The organism is Azospirillum sp., from assembly GCF_035627195.1.
In the GTDB taxonomy this organism is placed as follows: domain Bacteria; phylum Pseudomonadota; class Alphaproteobacteria; order Azospirillales; family Azospirillaceae; genus Azospirillum.
In genome coordinates, this window is the sequence record NZ_DASPMG010000289.1 from 1 (window position 1) to 14664 (window position 14664).

The following is a 14664-nucleotide window of genomic DNA, read 5'->3' on the forward strand; positions in this document are numbered from 1 at the left end:
GAAAATCTCAATGAGCGACTGCATCGCGCGTCTCCTGAAGGAAAAGGCCACTTCGGTCTCTTCCTTCAGGTCAACAGGCGGAGAGCGCTTTACTCAGATGCGATAGCCCTCCCCCGCCAAGGGGGAGGGGCTTTCAAGCGACTGCCCTGCGGCGCCGCCGGCCGGATTGACAATTTTCCTATCGGGCGCCATCATGCCTGCGATCCTGGCATCACTGCATTCCCACGCACCCGCGCCCTTCGCGGCGGGGCGCCCTCCGCGCCCTCCGCGCCCTCCGCGCGAAAACGACGCCGGTGGCCGAATGCAACAACCGGCCGAATCCGTTGCACGGTGTTGCATCCGGTTGCATCCGCCCGATCCGTCCAACCGCCCCGGCATAGTCGCGCCTTCCGCCTGTTGAGAACCCCAGGGGAGACGCCAGAAACGGAGAGAGGCGATGGACAGGCGTGTGGAGGAAGAGGTTCACATCCCGCCGGTCGGGCTGCCGGGAACGTTGTCGCTGCCGAACGGGTTCGGCGCGGTCGTCCTGTTCGCGCACGGCAGCGGTTCCGGCCGCGACAGCCCGCGCAACCGGCTGGTGGCGGAGGGCCTGCAGCGGGCCGGCCTGGGCACGCTGCTGTTCGACCTGCTGACGGAGGAGGAGGGGCGCGACCGCGCCAACGTCTTCGACGTCCACCTGCTGGCCGAGCGGCTGGTGCAGGCGACGCGCTTCGTGCACGCGCTCGAGTCCTGCAACGGCTGCCCGATCGGCTACTTCGGCGCCTCCACCGGGGCCGCCGCCGCCCTCATCGCCGCCGGGCGCGCGGCCGAGCACGACCACGTCACCGCCATCGTCTCGCGCGGCGGCCGGCCCGATCTGGCGGAGGTCTGGCTGGACGGCGTGGCGGCGCCGACGCTGCTCATCGTCGGCGGCGCCGACACCGCGGTGATCGAGCTGAACCAGCAGGCCTTCGCCCGGCTGCACGGCGTCAAGGCGCTGGAGATCATCCCCGGCGCCGGCCACCTGTTCGAGGAAGCCGGCGCCCTGGACACCGTCGTGCAGTCGGCCGCCGCGTGGTTCCGCACGCACCTCCTGGACGGGCGCTGAGGCTGGACGGACGCTGAGGCCGGATCACGACAGCAACGCTGCCATGTTCGCCCCGGCGCTGGACAGGCGCCGCGTGCCGACCTAACGTTTGGGTCATGCCGAAGCTCGAGATCCTCAGCCGCCTCCCCTCCGGACCGGCCCGCCCCACCCCCCTCCTGTTCGTCCACGGCGCCTTCTGCGGGGCGTGGATCTGGGACGAGAAGTTCCTGGGCTGGTTCGCCGACCGCGGCTGGGCGGCGCACGCCGTGTCGCTGCGCGGCCACGGCGGCAGCGACGGGCACGAGGCGCTGCCCTGGCACGGCCTGGGCGACTATGTGAACGACGTGTTCCAGGCGTGCGAGCGCCTGGGCACCATGCCGGTGCTGATCGGCCATTCCATGGGCGGCACGGTGGTGCAGCACGCGCTGCGCCGCCGCACGGCGCCGGCCGCCGTGCTGATGGCCTCGGCCCCGCCGCACGGCCTGCTGGAGAGCACCATCGGCCTGGCGTTCCGCGATCCCTGGGTGTTCCAGCAGCTGACGCTGCTGTGCAGCTTCGGCCCCGATCTGGTGGACCCGGAAGGCATCCGCCGCGCCATGTTCTCCGACCGCATGCCGCGCTCGGAAATCGTGCGGTACGAGCCGAAGCTGCAGCTCGAATCGCGCCGCGTGCTGCTGGAGACCATGCACTGGAACCCGTTCCCCCCGGTGCCCATGCGCGGCACGCCGTTCCAGGTGCTGGGTGCGGAGCGCGACCTGCTGGTGCCGCCCGACCAGGTGCGCTCCACCGCGCGCCTGATGCGCACGGAGGCCCAGTTCTTCCCCGGCATGGGCCACACCATGATGCTGGAACCGGACTGGGAACGCGTCGCCGAAGCGGTCGACGGCTGGCTCCAGAAGACCCTGCTGGCCGAGGCGGCGTAACGCTTACCCGGTGGGGGCGAGGCGCTGCGTGAGCACCAGCAGGACCTTGTCCTCCAGGTGGTCGGGGGTGAAGGGCTTGGCGATGTAGCCGGTCACGTGGTGCTCCAGCGCCTTCTCCACCGCCTTGCGGGTGGCGAGCGCCGTGACCATCAGGAACGGCAGGTCCGGCTTCACCCGGCGCACCGTGCGCAGCACGTCCAGGCCGCTGACCTTCGGCATCATCCAGTCGCAGATCACGAGGTCGTAGCCGCCTTCCCGCGCCATGAAGCGGTCCAGCGCGTCCTGCCCGTCCACCGCCGTGTCGACGGCGCCGATGCCCAGGTCGTGCAGCACGGATTCCACATAGTTGCGCGGCCCGTCCTCGTCGTCCACCACCAGGGCGCGCATGGCCGACAGGTCGGCGAACGGCAGGCCGATGACCGACAAGGCACCGGTCAGCCAGCCAAGCCGCGTGGCGCGCTCCTTGCCGCTGGCGGCACTCAGCAGGAAGGCGCGCACGAAGCGCGGGCGGTGCACCTGCCGGTACAGCACGCGGGCCACGGCCAGCCGGCTCTTGCCGGCGCAGAAGGCGCCCTCGCCGGCCAGCTTGACGACGTCCAGCACCGCCTCCGGCGAGGCGTCCTCCTTGCCGGCCAGGGGCGAGAGGATGCGCTGGGTGCGGATGAAGGCGTTCTGCACCTCGTCGATCTGCTGGGAAATGGCCTCGCGGTCGTCTTCCGTGAACTTCGACTCGCGGACCAGCTTCTGCACCTCGGCCAGCCCGCGCAGCTTGTCCAGCTGCTCCTTGAAGCAGTCGAGCAGGCGGCCGGCGAAGTCGCGCCCGTCGAAATAGGTCTTCAGGTAGGCGTTCACCGCCCGCTCCGAACTGGGGGCGAGCGGCATCTTCTGCACCATGAAGAGGATGCGCAGCTTCTGGATGAAGGTGCGGCCGCGCACGATCTCCGGCAGCGAGTCCTCATTGACCAGCAGCGACATGCGCCGCTGCAGCGCGAACTCCGTCCGCGTGCCGCCGAAGAAGCTGTCGCCGGTGCGCAGGCGCTGCGCCAGCACGCCCAGCGCCAGCGCCTCCTTCTGGATGGTCTCGACGCCGAACAGGTCGCCGCGGCTGGCGGTGGTGATGCGGTCGGGCTTGGCCAGCTCGCGCCGGAAGGCGACCATCAGTCCGTCGCACAGCACCGGCATGGGCGCCTTGCGGATCAGCGTCTCCAGCCCGCGCAGCACGGCGGGCGCGTCGTCGGGCAGCGGCAGGTCGCCGGCCACCATCGTGACCAGCGCCTCCACCAGCTCGGCGAAGGGCGTGTTGCCGGCGATGGAGGCCATGCCGGATTCGTTGCGCACAATCTCGCCCAGCAGCCGGTCGATGGGGGCCAGCGCGTCGGCGTCATCGGTGCCGTTGGCCAGCTCCATCAGCAGCGCCACCTTCTCGGCGAAGGTGCGGGCGGTCTGGATGTGCTGGGTAAGGGCCGCGTCGACGATGAACTGGCCGTCGAAGGCGGAATGGTGCGACAGCAGGTCGGTCACGACGGCGGCGTAGCCGTCGGGCCGCAGGTCGGGGATGGTCCAATCCTTGGTCCGCTGGCGGGTCAGCCGCGCCACCTCGTTGACCAGCACGTTGATGGTGCCGGGCTTGTGGCCCAGGATGCGCTCGGCCTGTTGGAGGATGCTGACGAACAGCGGCTGGTTGGACAGCGTCGTCTGGTGGCGGGGGGAGTGCAGAAGCTCCGTCGGCGTCAGCGCGTTCTCATTCAGGAAGCGCTCGCAGAAACGGGTCAGGCTCTCCCGCGCGGAGGCCGAGTAGAAGTCGTCCGGCTCCCGGCAGGCGGCCGTCTCGACGGCGCCTTCGATGTCCGCGGCGGCGTCCGTCTGTGCTGCTTGGCCGATATCGCTGGCCATGTCCCCACGCACTCCCTTCGCTTCAGTCGGCCAGCAGGTCGCGCACGGCCTGGATCAGCCGTTCCGGGCCGATGGGCTTCATCAGCAGCGCGCGCCCGGCCTTCGCCGTCAGCCCCTCCGCCTTGTCGCGCGAGGTGTAGCCGGTGAGGAAGAGCATGCGCAGGTTCGGGTTGCGCCCCTCCAGCTCGCGCGCCAGCTCCGCCCCGTTCATGCGCGGCATCGACACGTCGGTGACCACAAGGTCGAACAGGCCGCCGCACTCGTCCCAGCGCTCCAGCGCGGCCACGCCGTCGCCGGCCTCGGTCACGTGGCAGCCCGCCTCCTCCAGCGCCAGCTTGAGGTAGGACCGCACGGACTCCTCGTCGTCCACCAGCAGCACCGCCGCCGCCTCCCCCTCCGGCAGGCGCACCGGCTCGATGCCGCCATCCTCCTCGTCCGGCGGATCGACGGCCGGCAGGTAGAGGGAGAAGACGCTGCCCTTTCCGGGCTCCGACGCCATCTCGACCGCACCGCCGGCCTGCTGCGCCGTGCCGTACACCATCCACAGGCCGAGGCCGGTGCCCTTGCCCGGCTCCTTGGTGGTGAAGAACGGCTCCCAGATGCGGTCGCGGATCGCCTCCGGCACGCCGCAGCCGGTGTCGGCGACGCGCAGCACGGCGTAGCGGCCGGGCCGCAGCCCCTCGTGCCGGTTGAAGAAGGCGCCGTCGGGGGTGATGACGTCCAGCGTCACGGTGATCCGCCCGCCGTCCGGCATGGCGTCGCGCGCGTTGATGGCGAGGTTCAGCAGCGCCTGGTTCAGCGTCACGGCGTTGGCCACGGCGTGCGCCGACGCGTCGCGGATGTCCAGGTCCAGGTCGACGCCGGCGCTCATCAGCGGCTTCAGGAAGATGCGCAGGTCGCGCACGAGGCCGGCCAGCGCCATGACCTCCATCTCTTCCGTCGAGCGGCGCCGGCTGAAGTCCAGCAGCTGCCCGGTCAGCGCCGCCGCGCGGTCCGACGCCTTGGCGATCTCCCGCACGCAGGTCAGCACGCGCGCCTCGTCGGCCGGGCTGCGCTCGGCCAGCCGGGCGAAGCCACCGATGGCGGTCAGCATGTTGTTGAACTCGTGCGCGATGCCGCCGGCCATGCGGCCGACCGCCTCCATCTTCTGGGCGCGCTGCAGCTCCTCCTCCGCGCGGCGGCGGTCGGTGACGTCGGCGATGACCAGCAGCACCGCCGGCTCGCGCTGGTAGACGGCCGGGTAGGCGCCGACCTCCACGTGCCGGCGTTCGCCGTTCGGGCGCACCGCCTCGCACGCCACGCGCTCGCCCGGCCCCTCGACGGCGCGGCCCAGGCGGGCCTCCAGGCCATCCACGCCGGTGAACAGGCTGGCGAGCGGTGCCCCCTCCAGGCTGCCGGAGCCGCCGGTGCCGAGGATCGACGCGGCGGCGGTGTTGGCGAAGCGGATCGCCGTGCGGTCCCAGATGGCGATGCCGTAGGGCGCCAGCTCGACCAGCTGGCGGTAGCGCTTCTCGCTCTCGCGCAGGGCGTTGACGGTCGTGGCGAGCTGGTCGGTCTGCTGCGCCAGCTCCTGCTCGCGCCGCTTCAGTTCGGTGATGTCCATCAGGATCTTGACGATGCCGCCCGATCCCGTCGCGTGCTCGCTGATCCGGTACCAGCGCCCGTCGGACAGCTGGCGGTCGACCGGCGCCTCGTGCTCCAGGTGGCGCTTCAGCCGGTCCTGGATCCAGGTGCCGATGTCGCCCTGCGCGTCGGGGTAGCCGCCGCGCTCGGCGGCCACGCGCAGGATCTCCTCGAACGGCGTGCCGGGCACCAGCACGTCGGCGATGTTCGGGTAGGCGTGCCGGTACTGCCCGTTGCAGAACAGCAGGCGGCCATCGGCGCTGAACAGCACGAAGCCTTCGGAGATGCTGTCCAGCGCGTCGTGCACGACGACCTGCATGAAGCGCGCCTCGACCAGCGCCATGGTCTCGGTCGTGACGTCCACGCCGGTGCCGCGGTACCCGGCGAAGCGGCCGTCGCCGTCCCGCACCGGCTGCCCGGCGAGGCGGAAGACGTGCGTCTTGCCGGTCCCGTCCTGCCACATGATCTCCAGGTCGCGGAAGGCGCGGCCGGCGGCGATGTCGGCCTCGTACTCCCGCCAGGTGTCGGCATCCTCGACGAAGGCGCCGAGGCCGGTCAGCGTCTCGCCGAACACCGCGCGCGGATCGCCGCCGGTGATCGTGCACAGCCGCTCGGAGACGTAGGTGAAGCGGTGGTCGGCCGCGCTCTCCCAGAACCAGTCGGAAGAGGATTCGGCGAAGTCGCGGAAGCGCTGGCGGCTGTCGGCAAGGTCGCGGTTGGCGGCGCGCAGCATGCCGGCCGTGCGCTCGACCAACTCCGCCGTGCGCACGGCGCGGCGGAGCGTGACGAAGCCCAGCGCGGCCATGGCGGCGATGACGACGGACAGCCCGGCGACGATGCGAAGAATCGTCGCATCGTCGTGCCGGTCGGCGGTGACGGCGAGCAGCGCCGCCATGGCGCACGCCCCCAGCAGGACCAGCAAAAGCCCCGGCAGCACGATCCAGCGCACGCGGGCGCGCACCTCCGCCGCGTCGCCCGGCGCTGCGGGGGAAACGACGGGGTCCTCGATGCTGGTCGCGTCCATGCGTTCCCCGGGGCGTGATCGCCCATTCGTCCGATGGGCTGCCCCGCCGTCATAGGACGCCAGCCGTTAACACCCGGTTTCGGAATTGTAACGAATGCAACGGGTGGCCGCGACAGAAGCGCCCGTCAGCGGTTCACCAGCACCAGGATCTTCTCTTCGAGCTGTTCGGGCGAGAACGGCTTGGCGATGTAGGCGGTGACGTCGTGCGCCAGCGCCTCCTCCACCGCGATCATGGTGGCCAGCGCCGTGACCATCAGGAACGGCATCTCCGGCCGCACGGCGCGCACCTGCTTCAGGAACTCCAGGCCGGACAGGCGGGGCATCTTCCAGTCGCAGATGATCAGGTCCAGGCGGCCCGCCTGCTCCTCGAACGCGGACAGCGCCTGCTGCCCGTCCTCCGCCACCACGACGTCGCTGATGCCCAGGTCGCGCAGGATCATCTCGACGTAGGAGCGGGCGGCCGGCTCGTCGTCGGCCAGCAGGATGCGCAGGGTCCCCATGTCGCGCAGAGGCGTGCCGGCGGCGGCCAGCGTGCCGAAGAACTGCGCGTAGCGCTCCGCCCGGCCCTGCGTGTCGTCCTTGCAGCGCGCCAAATAGCCGCGCAGGAACGCCGTGGTGCGCACGTGATGGCCGACCAGTTCCCGCGCCGCGGCCATGCACTTGCCGTCGGTGAAGGCGCCCTCGGCGCAGAGATTGGCGAACTCCATCACCTCGTCGACGCCGGGCGTCTTGTCCTTGCCGATGCGGGCGAAGATGCGGTTGGTGCGGAGATAGGTGTGCTGGATGTCGTCCAGCATGCGCGCGTACTTGTCCTTCTGCGCCTCGGTCAGGCCGGACTGCCGCACGCGGCGCTGGATGTCGGCCAGCGCCTTGATGCGGGCGCGCGGCGTGCGGGCGTGCTCGAACAGGCGCTGGGTGAAGTCGCGGGCGTCCAGCTGGCGCAGCAGGGCGCCGACGATCACCTTGCGGCTCGCCTCGCCGAAGGCCGCCCCCTCGAAGGTGAAGAGGTCGATCAGGCGGGCGTGGTGGCTCTTGCCCTTCATGATGGCGTCGAGCCGGTCGTCGCCCAGCAGCAGCGCCGCCCGCCGGTCGAGCAGCTGCACCGTGCGCTCGCCGCCCATGATGACGCCGTGCGCCCTGAGCTTGCCAGCCAGCGCGCCCAGCGCCAGCAGCTCGTCCATGATGGTGGTGATGGAGCGCGCGTCGTAGGCGTTGTCCGGCGTCAGCCGCGCGTCGCCCAGCAGCGCGCGGTGCAGCGTCACCTCCAGCCCGTGACGGGCCAGCCGCGCCTCGCGCGCGCCGACGTAGGTGGCCAGCCGGCGGACCACCGGCGGCGTGTGCGGGTGGTTCACGGCGCCGCCGCGCCACACCTGGGCCAGCACCTCCAGCGTGGCGCGCAGCCCGTCCACCCAGCCGAACAGCTCCTCCACCCCGGCCGGGCTGGCCAGGATCTCGCCGATCACCTGGTCGATGACCTCCGCCCCCAGCGGCGGCAGCGAATCGCCGTCCAGCGACAGCAGGCGCATCAGCTTCACCTCGAAGCTGCCGCTTTCGCCCAGCCACGCGGCCAGCACCGCGTCGATGGCGTAGCGCGCGCCGAAGCCGGCGCCGCCCTTGGTGGCGCTGGACACGGCGGCGGCGAAGGTGCGGGCATCGAAGGCCGGCGGCGCGCCCTTGTGGGCGCGCTGCACGGTCAGCACCATGGCCTCCTGCTCCAGGCGCTTCAGCTCCTCCAGCCGTTGCGCCGCGGTGCGGCGGCCGGGCACGGACTGGGCGTGCGCCGTGCGCTCCAGCACGCCGTCGTGGCGGTACCAGGAGTCCAGCTGGCGCTGCGGCTCCACCGTGTGCAGCAGTTCGGTGGGGGTGATGCGGCGGCCGTCCAGGAACTCGTCCAGCGCCTCGGCCATCTGGAAGCGGGTGCGGCTGGAGTACAGCTCCTCCACCGTCTGGCAGACGTTGCGCTCGCTCTCGGTGGCCGAGCCGTCATCGCCGCCCAGCTCGATCAGCAGCGCGTCGACGTCGTAACTGTCCAGCCCGCGCGGGCCGCCGGAGGGAAGCTCGGGAGGAACGGCCATCCGCCCGCCCCCTCAGACGACCAGGGCGTGGATCTGGCCGGCCAGCTCGTCCGGGTTGATCGGCTTGTGCAGGAAGATCACGCGCCGGGTGTCGGCCAGCAGGTCGTCCAGGATCTCCGTCTCCGGCGGGTAGCCGGAGATCAGCACGATGGGCAGGTCCGGGCTCTCGCGCCGCAGGGTGCGCGCCACCTCCGCCCCGCTCATCTTCGGCATGACGAGATCGGTGACCAGCAGGTCGAACGCCCCGCCGTGCGCGGCGAAGGCGTTCAGCGCCTCCGGCCCGTCGGCGGCGGTGACGACGCGCATGCCCATGTCCTCCAGCGTCAGGCGGATGAAGTCGCGCACCTGCTCCTCGTCCTCCACCAGCAGCACGGTCGCGGCCATGGAGACGCCGTCGTCCATGTCCTCTGGGGCCTCGGCGTCCAGGTCGTCCAGGCCCGGCCCCGGTGGTTCCTCCAGGGGTGCGGCGGCGCCCTCGGCCGGCAGGAAGAGGGTGAAGGTGGTGCCCTGCCCCGGCTCAGACGCAACCTCCACCGTTCCGCCGGCGCGGGTGACGGTGGAATAGACCAGCGACAGGCCCAGGCCCGTGCCCACCCCCTGCTCCTTGGTGGTGAAGAACGGCTCGAAGATGCGGTCCAGCACGTCCGGCGCGATGCCCGTGCCGGCATCCCGGACGGAGATCGTCACGTACGGACCGCGCCGCAGGTCGGCGTGGCGCTGCCAGAACGCGGCGTCTGGCAGCGTACGATCCACCGTCACGGTGATCGGCCCGCCGTCCGGCATGGCGTCGCGCCCGTTGATGGCGAGGTTGACCAGCGTCTGGTGCAGCAGCGACGGCTCGATCAGCACCACGGCGTCGGGCGCGCGCACGTCGGCGCGCACCTCGTACCGCTCGCCCAGGATCGGCCGCAGGAAGCGCCGGAGGTCGTCGAGTTGGCCGGCCACGCGCACCGGCCGGGCGGCCTCCGCCCGGTCCTGCCGGCCGAAGCTGAGCAGTTGGGCGGTGAGGCCGGCGGCGCGGTCGCTGGCCTTGACGATCTCGCCCAGGCACTGCTCGACCCGCGCGCGGTCATCGGGCGCGCGCCGCGCCATCAGGGCGAAGCCGCCGATGGCGGTCAGCATGTTGTTGAACTCGTGCGCGATGCCGCCGGCCAGCTGGCCGATGGCCTGCATCTTCTGCGCCTGGTGGATGGCGCGTTCGGCCTTCTTGCGTTCGGTGACGTCGTTGAAGACCAGGAACCACGCCGGCCCACCCTCCACGCCGAAGGGGTGGACGCCCACCTCCACCTCGCGCACGTCGCCGTCGGGCGTGGAGATGCGGGCCTCCAGCGGGGCGGCGAACGGCGCCTCGTCGACGGGTGGCGGCAAGGTGTCGAACAGCCGCACGCATTCGCCGTCGGCGTCCTCCATCACCGGGATGGCGGCCATGGCAGCGGGGTCGCCGCAGCCGAAGATGCGCGCCGCCGCGCGGTTGGCGTAGCGCACGCGTTCGCCGTCCCACACGACGATGCCGTAGGGCGCCATCTCCACCAGCCTGCGGTAGCGCGCCTCGCTCTGGGCCAGCGCCTCCTCGTGGCTTTTCAGCTGGGTGATGTCGGTGAGGATCTTGACCACGCCGCCGGTGCGCGTGGCGTGCTCGCTGATCCGGTACCAGCGCCCATCGGCGAGGCGGTGGTCGGACGGCTCCTCGTGCCGGGTGTGGCGGCGCAGCCGCTCCTCGATCCAGCCCAGCGGGTCGTCCACCCGCGGCCCGGCGGCACCACGCTCGACCGCCGTGCGCAGCACGTCGGCAAACAGCACGCCGGGCTTCAGCAGGTCGGCCAGCAGCGGGTAGGCGTTGCGGTAGCGCTCGTTGCACAGCACCAGCCGCCCGTCCTCGTCGAACAGGACGAAGCCCTCGCTGACGCAGCCGATGGCGTCGGCCAGCAGGTCGCGCAGGCGCAGGGCTTCGCTGGCGTCAGAGGAGGCCGGATCGGCCGGCGGGGCCTCGATTGGCGGGATTGGGGAGTCGATGTCGGCGTGTGTCATCGGCCGGCATTCAACCACCTGTGGCGATGCCCCGCCAGTCGAATCCGTGTGATGCCGCCGCGGCTTATGCCCGCTGCGGGAAGTGGTGGTGGCCGTGGTCGCACTGGCCGCGGGCATGCTTGGAATCGCAGCTCTCGCCGGTCGGCGCGATGCCGATCCAGGCGTTCAGCATGTTGGGGTCGAAGCCCGCCTCGCGCCGGTCGCCCACCTGGATCAGCGGCCGGCGGATCAGGGTGACGTCGGCGATCATGGCGTCGAGTGCGGCGTCCTCGCCCAGGCTCTCCGGATCGACGGCACCCTGCTTGATGGCGGGGGCGCGGCGGTTGAACCACTCGTCCACCGGGCGGTCGCCGAAGAACGGGCGCAGCGTCTCGCGCGTCCACGCCTGCGCCGCCAGATCGCGCACGACCAGCGCGTGCCCCGCCGCGCGCAGCTGCTGCTTCTGCTTCGCGTTCGCCGGACAGTCCGCCAGTTCGAAGAAGGTCACCTCGGCCATGCCATGCACTCCGCTTTGGAATTGGAATTGTTCCAAAGAGAATGCCGCGGCGCGATGCCGCAGGGGCATGGGGCAAATTGCCGCACTTTGATTATGGTTATTCGGAGCCCCCTCCCGCGCCGGAGGCGAGGGAGGGGTGGTTTCGCTACTTCAGCAACGTGTGCGCCTTTTCCACGAAGGCATCCGTGTACGCCTTGTTCAGGTCGATGTTCGCCGAGGCAACCGCCGGGTCGAAGGCCTTCAGCACCTTGTAGGCGACCTCGGCCCCCTCGCGGGTGAAGTGGCCGTCCGGCGAATAGGTCGGCTTCGAACGCTCGAACGCCGTCCGGTACAGGTCCTTGTTGCCCAGGAAGTACTCCTCCGGCAGCACCTTCATCACGTCGTCGGCCGAGGCCTTGTCCAGCCACTTCAGCGTGCGGACGAAGACGTTGACCAGGGCCTGCGTGGTGTTGGGGTTCTGCTGGGCGAAGTCCGGCTTCATGTACAGCACGGCCGCCGGGTACTGGCCGCCGTAGACCGCCTTGGTGCCTTCCAGCGTCCGGGTGTCGGCGATCACCTTGATGTCGCCGTCGTTCTCCAGTTGGCTCATGACGGGGTCGAGGTTGGAGATGGCGTCGATGTCGCCGCGCTTCACCGCCGCCACGGCGCTGGGGCCGCCGCCGACGCCGATGAAGGACACGTCCTCCGGCTTCAGGCCGTTCTGCACCAGCAGGTAGTTGACCATGAAGTTGGTCGACGAGCCCGGCGCGGTGACGCCGATCTTCTTGCCCTTCAGGTCCTTCACCGTCTTGATGTCGCCGGACTTCGTCACCGACGCCAGCACGATGCCGGGGAAACGGCCGAGTTCGACCACGGAGACGATCGGCTGGTTCTTCGCCTGCATCTGGATGGCGTGGTCGAAGGCGCCGGTCACCACATCGGCCGAACCGCCGATCAGGGCCTGCAGGCTCTTGGCGCCGCCGCCGAAGTCGCTGATCTCCACGTTCAGCCCGGCGTCCTTGAAGTAGCCCAGGCGCTCGGCCAGCGTGAGGGGCAAATAGTACAGCAGCGGCTTGCCGCCGACCGCCAGCTTGATGTCCTTCTTCTCCAGCTGCTGGGCGGCGGCGTTGCCGGCGCCGATCACCAGCGCCAGCGCGCCGAGCGCCAGCATTTTCCCGAAACGCATGGGTTCTCCTCCTCCTCGGGTGTTTTCTCGTTCAGCCCGGAGCGTCTAGCCCTGGGCATTCGTCGTGTGGGCTTCCTGCGGGCGCCAGTGCAGCAGGCGCTTTTCGATGAAGGTCACGGCCGCGTCGATGATGATGACGAAGATGGTCAGCACCAGCATGCCGGAAAAGACGCCGACCGTGTCGAACACGCCCTCCGCCTGGTGGATGCGGTAGCCGAGCCCGGCGGCCGAACCCAGGTATTCGCCCACCACGGCACCCACCATGGCGAAGCCCACCGCCGTGTGCAGCGACGAAAACACCCAGGCCAGCGCCGACGGCAGGTACACGTGGCGCAGCAGGTCGCGCGAGTTGGCGCCCAGCATGCGCGCGTTGGCCAGCACCACCGGGCTCACCTCCTTCACGCCCTGGTAGACGTTGAAGAAGACGATGAAGAAGACCAGCGTGACGCCCAGCGCCACCTTGGACCAGATGCCCAGTCCCAACCACAGCATGAAGATCGGCGCCAGCACCACGCGCGGCAGGGCGTTGACCGCCTTGATGTACGGGTCGAACACGGCGGAGACGAGGGGGGCGCGGGCGAACCAGAAGCCGAAGATGATGCCGGCCACCGTGCCGATGACGAAGGCCAGCAGGGTCTCCAGCAGCGTGATGCCCAGGTGGTACCAGATCACGCCCGACGCGAAGTCCTTCCACGTCCGTTCCAACACCGCCAGCGGCGTGCCGAAGAAGAACGGGCTGATGACGTTGGTGGCGGTCAGCACGTGCCACAGCAGGAAGAAGCCGATCAGCACGCCCGCCTGCATCGCCAGGATGACGGGACGGCCGGGCAGGCGCTTGCGCGCGGTGGAGCTTGATGCCATGCGCGTCGTCCTTATTGCAGCTTGGTCTGGGCGTAGCCCTTCAGCACCTCGTCGCGCAGCTGCGCCCAGATCTCCCGGTGCAGGTCGAGGAAGTGCGGGGTCATGCGGATCTCCGCCACGTCGCGCGGGCGTTCCAGGTCCACGCGGTATTCGCCGATCAGCCGCGCCGCCGGCCCGGCGGACAGCACCAGCACCCGGTCGGACATGGCGATCGCCTCCTCCAGGTCGTGGGTGATGAAGACCACCGACTTGCGGTCGGCCGACCACAGGTCCAGCAGCTCGTTCTCCATCAGCTGGCGCGTCTGGATGTCGAGGGCCGAGAACGGCTCGTCCATCAGGATGATCTTGGGATCGACGATCAGCGTCTGCGCCAGCGCCACCCGCTTCCTCATGCCGCCGGAGAGCTGGTGCGGGAAGCGGTCGCCGAAGCGGTCCAGACCGACCCGCGCCAGCCAGGGACGCGCCTGTTCCCGCGCCTGGGCGCGCGGCACGCCGCGGAACTCCAGCCCGGCCGCCACGTTGTCCAGCGCCGACTTCCAGGGCATCAGCGCGTCGGCCTGGAACATGTAGCCGGCGTGCCGGTTCACCCCCGCCAGCGGCTCGCCGAACACCACGGCGCGCCCGGCGCTGGGCGCCAGCAGGCCGGCGATGACATTGAGGATGGTCGATTTGCCGCTGCCCGTCGGGCCGACGATGGAGACGAACTCCCCGCCGCCGACGGTGAAACGCACGTCGCGCACCGCGGTGTAGACCGCCCCCTTCTCATGCGTGGAGGCGAACGAACAGGTCACGCCCTCGATCGCCAGCGCCGGTTCGGGCGCGGGCGGGGCTGCTCTGGCGACGGACATCGGGCGGCGTCTCTTCCCTGTTCTTGCGTCTTTTCCCCGATGATGACCGAGCCCGGGCGCCCCCGCAAGGCCCAGCCGAGCGCCGCCTTTTTGCTGCGATGCGGCAATAGGAGGCTTGAAGAAGACGCGGAACGTCGCTTAGGGTGCAAACAAGCCGTCCCGCACTGCAACAGGTGATGGCGAAACACCATGACCATGGCTCCGCAATCCCGTTGCAAATCCTATAGTTCCAGTGGACTTTTACAGCGCATTGTTTCGCGAAACGCCGAACGGACGCCGCCTACCTCTTTCGGGCAAGGAGCGCGTTAACCATTCCGTTAAGCTTTCCCCGCCAATGTCCCTCCGTCGCAAGGAGGACTGGATGTTGGTTCGCGCTTTCGCCCGGATGACCGCCCTGACCGCGCTGCTCGCCCTGGGCTCGACCGGGACCCTGACGGGTGCCGCCGTGGCCGACTCCGGCGCGGTGGCCCGCACGGGCGCCCCTTCCCTCCCCGACGCCGCCATCACGCAGACGATCAGCGACGGGACCGCGGTGCTGCGCATCGACGGCATCCTCACCAAGGGTGTCGAGCAGCGCCTGACCGATGCCGTGCAGACCCTGCCCCGCACGCTGCCGCTGGTGATCGAGCTGGCGAGCCCCGGCGGCTTCACCTCGGCCGGCT

At 70.4% G+C, this 14664-nt stretch carries 10 protein-coding genes and 1 pseudogene; 3 read left to right on the forward strand and 8 right to left on the reverse strand.

Features of this window, described 5'->3' with window-relative positions; genetic code table 11:
• Positions 1-436 precede the first annotated feature (436 nt).
• Positions 437-1087, forward strand: coding sequence for an alpha/beta hydrolase (locus VED21_RS26335; RefSeq protein ID WP_324887649.1), 651 nt, complete (start codon positions 437-439; stop codon positions 1085-1087).
• A gap of 95 nt (positions 1088-1182) precedes the next feature.
• The gene (locus VED21_RS26340) at positions 1183-1989 is read left to right on the forward strand and encodes an alpha/beta hydrolase (RefSeq protein WP_324887651.1); all 807 of its coding nucleotides are present in this window, start codon (positions 1183-1185) and stop codon (positions 1987-1989) included.
• A 3-nt stretch (positions 1990-1992) separates the two neighbouring features.
• Here the strand turns inward: VED21_RS26340 and VED21_RS26345 are convergent, their stop codons facing one another.
• The 8 genes from VED21_RS26345 to VED21_RS26380 form a co-directional block, all read right to left on the reverse strand.
• Positions 1993-3882: a response regulator gene (locus VED21_RS26345; RefSeq protein WP_324887653.1), complete on the reverse strand. Its 1890-nt coding sequence runs from the start codon at positions 3880-3882 to the stop codon at positions 1993-1995.
• A 22-nt stretch (positions 3883-3904) separates the two neighbouring features.
• Positions 3905-6529 carry a PAS domain S-box protein gene (locus VED21_RS26350; protein ID WP_324887655.1) on the reverse strand — a complete coding sequence of 875 codons (2625 nt, stop codon included), beginning with the start codon at positions 6527-6529 and terminating at the stop codon, positions 3905-3907.
• 125 nt (positions 6530-6654) lie between these two features.
• Positions 6655-8604, reverse strand: coding sequence for a response regulator (locus VED21_RS26355; RefSeq protein ID WP_324887657.1), 1950 nt, complete (start codon positions 8602-8604; stop codon positions 6655-6657).
• Between the two features lie 12 nt (positions 8605-8616).
• Positions 8617-10632: a PAS domain-containing hybrid sensor histidine kinase/response regulator gene (locus VED21_RS26360; RefSeq protein ID WP_324887659.1), complete on the reverse strand. Its 2016-nt coding sequence runs from the start codon at positions 10630-10632 to the stop codon at positions 8617-8619.
• A gap of 64 nt (positions 10633-10696) precedes the next feature.
• Entirely contained in the window at positions 10697-11128 is a 432-nt protein-coding gene (locus VED21_RS26365; RefSeq protein WP_324887661.1) for an ArsC/Spx/MgsR family protein, read from the reverse strand.
• Between the two features lie 145 nt (positions 11129-11273).
• Positions 11274-12293: an ABC transporter substrate-binding protein gene (locus tag VED21_RS26370; RefSeq protein ID WP_324887663.1), complete on the reverse strand. Its 1020-nt coding sequence runs from the start codon at positions 12291-12293 to the stop codon at positions 11274-11276.
• Between the two features lie 45 nt (positions 12294-12338).
• Positions 12339-13154 carry an ABC transporter permease gene (locus VED21_RS26375; RefSeq protein ID WP_324887665.1) on the reverse strand — a complete coding sequence of 272 codons (816 nt, stop codon included), beginning with the start codon at positions 13152-13154 and terminating at the stop codon, positions 12339-12341.
• A gap of 11 nt (positions 13155-13165) precedes the next feature.
• Positions 13166-14002: an ABC transporter ATP-binding protein gene (locus VED21_RS26380; protein WP_324887667.1), complete on the reverse strand. Its 837-nt coding sequence runs from the start codon at positions 14000-14002 to the stop codon at positions 13166-13168.
• 361 nt (positions 14003-14363) lie between these two features.
• Here VED21_RS26380 and VED21_RS26385 point away from each other — a divergent pair.
• Positions 14364-14664: pseudogene (locus VED21_RS26385) on the forward strand (hypothetical protein); the annotation flags it as partial.